The organism is uncultured Corynebacterium sp. (genome assembly GCF_945649885.1).
In the GTDB taxonomy this organism is placed as follows: domain Bacteria; phylum Actinomycetota; class Actinomycetes; order Mycobacteriales; family Mycobacteriaceae; genus Corynebacterium.
This window is the reverse complement of the sequence record NZ_CALZFS010000172.1, coordinates 1-4,191: the sequence shown is the minus strand read 5'-3', so window position 1 is coordinate 4,191 and position 4,191 is coordinate 1. Positions and strand designations below refer to the sequence as shown.

Here is a 4,191-nt window from a genome sequence, read left to right as displayed (position 1 = left end):
TGATGCGTTGACCCGATCCGCCTCAATGTCACGGAGCAGTCTCCCGAAGCACATACCCAATACCACGGACAGTATAAATGAGTCGGCTCTCTCCTTCCTGCTCCGTCTTGCGTCGCAGATAACCGATATAGACCTCAAGTGCGTTGCCGGATGTGGGGAAGTCATATCCCCACACCTCTTCGAGAATGGCATTTCGGGGCATAACCTTGCGGGGATTTTTCATCAACAGTTCCAGGAGGGCGAATTCCGTCCTGGTGAGGCTGATGGGACGACCACCCCGGGAAACATCACGGGTTTCCGGGTTGAGTGCCAGATCGGTGAAGATCAGCTCAGCGCGCCCCTTAGCTTCTGCGCTGTGCATCGATTCCAGTGCAGAGCGTCGTACCAGGGAGCGCACACGTGCGAGTAGCTCTTCCAGTGCAAAGGGCTTGGTCAGGTAGTCATCAGCTCCGGCATCCAGACCACCCACACGGTCAGAGACATTGTCCCGGGCGGTGAGGATGAGGATGGAGCGGCCATCCCCCTGACTACGCAGGGTGCGGCACACCTCCAGGCCATCCATCCGGGGCATCATGACATCAAGAACAACGATATCTGGCTGTTCACGTTCAATGGTTTCCAGCGCCTGGACCCCGTCTTCTGCAGTGACCACGGTATAACCATTGAATATCAGTGAGCGCCGTAACGACTCGCGTACAGCAGGCTCATCATCAACAACCAGAATCTTCATCGATCCACTTCCCTCGGAGATAGGCAGAGGCTATACCTGCAGAGTGGGAACACCCGGCAATGCCTCGGCTCCCCTGATACAACTAACTATAATTTTTTAATGTTAGCACTCTAAGCAACAAAGAAGCCGGATATGACATCTTTTCAGATGTCATATCCGGCTTCTTATTTAATTCTTATAAATACCTTGTCGGCATTTAAGGAATTTTATCAAGCTGTTCTAAATTAGAACTGCTCTACGTCTACGAGGCCAAGCTGTGCGGCCTTGACCAGGCGACGTGGGATGCGAACGGTCTGGCCGTCGACCTTAACGTCCTGGAGGGCGACATTGTCAGCCTTCCACTGGGAACGGCGCATACGGGTGTTGGCGCGAGACATACGGCGCTTTGGAACTGCCATTGCTTATTCTCCTATGCCTTCTTCTTACGGCGAGCCATGCCGCCGAAGCGACGCTCGAACTTCTCAACACGGCCGGCGGTGTCCATGACACGCTGTGCGCCGGTCCAGAATGGGTGAGACTCGCTGGTGACGTCAACGACAATCAGCGGGTACTCGTTGCCATCTTCCCAGGTGACGGTACGGTCACCGGAAGCGGTGGAACGGGTCAGGAACTGGAAGCCAGTGCCTGCGTCCTGGAAGACGACCGGGTGGTAGCCCGGGTGAATTTCCTTCTTCATTTACTCTCGATTCCCTCAGGATTGAAACTACGGATCGGTTCCACAGGTCTGTGGATCGTGCCCGAGTTGGGTTCGGTGAAGTATGCACTGCCAAACCGGCAATGAACCTGTAATACCTTACACGGCTTGCACCTTAAGCGAAAATCTTCTAAAGACAGACCGCCCAGACCCCACCACGTCCACATTTCCAGGATTGCAGAAACCCCAATATTGCAATATTCTAAATTCATCATATTCGCTCTTCAGTGAGGGTTTACATTGTTCAATTCCCAGCAGCTTCCACTCTATGAACGCAAGGCGAATCTCTTTAAAGGGCTGGCCCATCCCTACCGGGTCAGAATTCTGGAGATTCTCTCCACCCAGCCCCGGGTACCAGTCTCAACGATGATCGAGGACACAGGTCTGGAGTCCTCACACCTGTCGCAGCATCTGGCGGTCTTACGTAAGTACGGGCTTGTCACCTCAACGAGAAGCGCCAACGTGGTCTTCTACAGCCTGGCGCACCCCGAGGTGGCTGATCTTCTCCACACCGCCCGTTCCCTACTCAATCAGATGCTCTCCACCTCTTCCGATCAGTTGGCCTCCATTGAGTCGCTTCCCAGCATTGAGAGGTCCTGAGCATGTTGAGTGCGTGGCGTGCACTACTGCCCTCATTGGGTGATTATGCAAATCTTCGATATACCTGGCGGCAGGATGTCACAGCAGGTGTGACCGTCGGAATCGTCGCCCTGCCACTGGCGCTCGCATTCGGCGTCAGCTCAGGGGTCAGTGCGGAGGCTGGACTGATCACCGCCATCGTCGCAGGTCTGATTGCCGCGATCTTCGGTGGCTCCAACGTCCAGGTGTCAGGCCCCACCGGCGCCATGGTGGTCATCCTGGCCCCGATCGTGGTCACCCACGGCGTTGCAGCCATCGCCCTGGTCAGCCTGATGGCCGGACTGATCGTGTTGATTGCCGGGCTTCTCAAACTCGGGCGCAGTGTCAGTTTCATCCCCTGGCCAGTGATCGAGGGCTTCACACTCGGCATCGGGGTCATCATCTTCCTGCAGCAAATCCCGGCGGCGGTGGGTTTCACCGGCCCACTCCCCACCAGCACTCCCGCTGCAGCCTGGCACTCCCTGACCCATGCAGAATGGCCTACTGCATTTCTGCCACTGTCGGTGGCGGCAGCCGTGATGATCATCATGGTGCTGTTGGGCAGGTTCGCCCCGAAAGTCCCCGCAAGTTTCGTGGCGATCATCACGGTGACCCTCGCGGTGCTGCTCTTCAAGATCCCGGCGGATGACATCGGTGAGATCCCACAGTCACTACCCGCCCCCACGCTGCCGGTGATGAATCCAGAACTGGTCCAGGCACTGATCGGACCAGCCTTCGCAGTGGCTGCCCTCGCAGCGATTGAGTCACTACTCTCAGCGCGGGTGGCGGCATCGATGGCTGATACCGGCCCTTATAACGCTGACCGTGAACTGGTGGGACAGGGACTGGCCTCAATCGGGGCGGGATTCTTCGGTGGTATGCCGGCCACCGGTGCCATTGCGCGTACTTCCGTGAATGTGCGTTCCGGGGGTCGCACCCGGGTCTCCTCGATCGTCCACGCACTGGTCCTGCTCGCCGTGGTCTACCTCGCCGCAGGGATTGTCTCCGTCATCCCCCTTGCCGCACTCTCGGGCGTTCTGATGATCACCGCCGCCCGAATGGTCAATCTCGGTGTGGCCTCCCGTGTGCTTCGTTCCACCAGATCCGATGGCATCGTCTATCTCATCACCGCGATCATCACCATCAGTGTTGACCTGGTCGTGGCAGTAGTCATCGGTATCGGCGTGGCGGCATTCTTCATCCTGCGTCGCATGAGCCTGGACACCGGCCTCCACCGCGAAACCCTACCCGGGGATGCACAACCCGGCGATGAACGCATCGCACTCTTTCGCATTGAGGGGTCCCTCTTCTTCGGCGCCGCAGAACGCATCCTCGACCAGATCCTGGAACACCGAGACCGCAGAAGCATCGAGGTGGTCATCCTCCGGCTCTCCCAGATCCAGATGATTGACGCCACCGGGGCCAATCAGCTCGCAGAGCTCGTCTCCGCCTTGGAACGCCGTGGGGTCACTGTTCTGATCAAGGGTGTGCGCAAGGAACACATCCATGTTCTCGGCGTGCTGGGTGCCATCCGGTCGCTGCGCCATCCCACTCATCTGGTGGATGATCTGGACACCGCTGTCCACCATGCCCGAGACCACATTTCACGCCCCTGACACCCCTAACAGCCATGTGATATCGACCTTCCACGGTGGCCTGAAAGACAGATCTTTTCAGCCCTGACTATATTTGTCAGCACCTGCAGAAATCAGGGAATTGCTGGTAGTGAGTCCGCCAAGGCTTTCACATGACTATTTGATGAATAGCACACGACAAGGGGATTAGGTGTTTTGGCACCTCGTCTGTAAACTTGTCCCTTGCTGTTGTCGTAAATATTCGTTATCGCCCCCTCAGCTGGCATGCTCGCGCCCCGAAAGTCGTTTCGGCGCGGCGCGTCTTCTAACTGATTGTGGGCGGCTAGGAGAAAGCAAAGTTATGTCGGCACATTGCCAAGTAACGGGACGCCAGCCGAGTTTCGGCAAGTCTGTCTCGCACTCGCACCGACGCACTTCCCGCCGTTGGAACCCCAACGTGCAGCGTCGTAAGTTTTTCGTCCCTTCCCTGGGACGTTCCATCACCCTGACCGTATCCACCAAGGGCCTGAAGGTCATTGACCGTGACGGCATCGAAGCCGTCGTGGCTCAGATCC

The 4,191-nt window shown here is 57.3% G+C and carries 6 protein-coding genes; 3 read left to right on the top strand and 3 right to left on the bottom strand.

The genetic code is table 11. The features are described from left to right. Positions 1–28: 28 nt before the first annotated feature. The 3 genes from Q0M74_RS13235 to Q0M74_RS13225 all read right to left on the bottom strand — a co-directional run bounded on the left by Q0M74_RS13235 (position 29) and on the right by Q0M74_RS13225 (position 1,406). On the bottom strand, positions 29–730 hold the full coding sequence (locus Q0M74_RS13235) for a response regulator transcription factor (protein ID WP_293955220.1): 702 nt from the start codon (positions 728–730) through the stop codon (positions 29–31). A gap of 224 nt (positions 731–954) precedes the next feature. Further along, on the bottom strand, positions 955–1,128 hold the full coding sequence (gene rpmF, locus Q0M74_RS13230; protein ID WP_293955218.1) for a 50S ribosomal protein L32: 174 nt from the start codon (positions 1,126–1,128) through the stop codon (positions 955–957). 11 nt (positions 1,129–1,139) lie between these two features. Further along, complete coding sequence (locus tag Q0M74_RS13225; RefSeq protein ID WP_293955216.1) at positions 1,140–1,406, bottom strand: type B 50S ribosomal protein L31; 267 nt, start codon at positions 1,404–1,406, stop codon at positions 1,140–1,142. Between the two features lie 258 nt (positions 1,407–1,664). On the opposite strand from Q0M74_RS13225, the gene Q0M74_RS13220 reads away from it, so the two are divergent. The 3 genes from Q0M74_RS13220 to rpmB form a co-directional block, all read left to right on the top strand. After that, positions 1,665–2,024: a metalloregulator ArsR/SmtB family transcription factor gene (locus tag Q0M74_RS13220; protein ID WP_293955214.1), complete on the top strand. Its 360-nt coding sequence runs from the start codon at positions 1,665–1,667 to the stop codon at positions 2,022–2,024. A 2-nt stretch (positions 2,025–2,026) separates the two neighbouring features. Then, positions 2,027–3,658: a SulP family inorganic anion transporter gene (locus Q0M74_RS13215; RefSeq protein WP_293955212.1), complete on the top strand. Its 1,632-nt coding sequence runs from the start codon at positions 2,027–2,029 to the stop codon at positions 3,656–3,658. Positions 3,659–3,977: 319 nt separating this feature from the next. Continuing rightward, positions 3,978–4,191 (top strand): 50S ribosomal protein L28 (gene rpmB, locus Q0M74_RS13210; RefSeq protein ID WP_293955210.1); only part of this gene is annotated, 214 nt, incomplete at its 3' end.

Bases quoted from the DNA above. Each gene is read 5' to 3' on its own strand.
- Q0M74_RS13235 (WP_293955220.1), bottom strand. From the start codon at position 730: ATGAAGATTCTGGTTGTTGATGATGAGCCTGCTGTACGCGAGTCGTTA.
- rpmF (WP_293955218.1), bottom strand. From the start codon at position 1,128: ATGGCAGTTCCAAAGCGCCGTATGTCTCGCGCCAACACCCGTATGCGC.
- Q0M74_RS13225 (WP_293955216.1), bottom strand. From the start codon at position 1,406: ATGAAGAAGGAAATTCACCCGGGCTACCACCCGGTCGTCTTCCAGGAC.
- Q0M74_RS13215 (WP_293955212.1), top strand. From the start codon at position 2,027: ATGTTGAGTGCGTGGCGTGCACTACTGCCCTCATTGGGTGATTATGCA.